This window comes from Winogradskyella psychrotolerans RS-3 (assembly GCF_000427335.1).
Taxonomy (GTDB): Bacteria; Bacteroidota; Bacteroidia; order Flavobacteriales; family Flavobacteriaceae; genus Winogradskyella; species Winogradskyella psychrotolerans.
In genome coordinates this window covers 1-504 of record NZ_ATMR01000031.1, presented here as the reverse complement: position 1 = coordinate 504, position 504 = coordinate 1, and the positions used below count along the sequence as shown (strand labels likewise).

Sequence of the window (504 nt, the reverse complement as noted above, 5' to 3'; positions counted from 1 at the left end):
GGAGAAGGCGATTGCATTAAACAATGAAGGTGCAAAGCATTTTTTGAATCAAGAGTTTGATAAGGCAGCAGCTTGCTACGATAAAGCCTATGAGCTAGATCCAAAGAATACATCCATTTTAAACAATATGGGCCTTTATTTTCACCAGCAAAAAGACTATGATAAAGCCGTTGCCTTTTTTGAAAAGGCGATAAAGATCACGCTGAAGCCTCATTTTCTGGTTAATTTAGGCAATGTGTTGTCCATGAAAGGGGGAATATGCACTTGCCTGGAACCAATTTTCCAAAGCCAGCGAGGTATTTCCTGAGCATCAAAATGCCAGAATAAGTTTGGCAAAGCTGGCTACCCACATTGAAGAGCTGGATAAAGCTGTTCAACTCTGGCAAGTTATCATAAATGAATACCCTACGGATGAAAATAAAATACAACTTGGTAGGGTTTTTATGAAGATGAAGCATTGGGAAAAAGCAATCCATATCTTGTCTTCCATGGATTCAAATAGTT

The 504-nt window shown here is 38.7% G+C and carries 1 protein-coding gene; it reads left to right on the top strand.

The window, feature by feature from the left end; genetic code table 11:
• The coding region (locus ADIWIN_RS02215) for a tetratricopeptide repeat protein (protein WP_040756338.1) at positions 1-307 on the top strand (307 nt) is incomplete at its 5' end.
• Positions 308-504 lie beyond the last annotated feature (197 nt).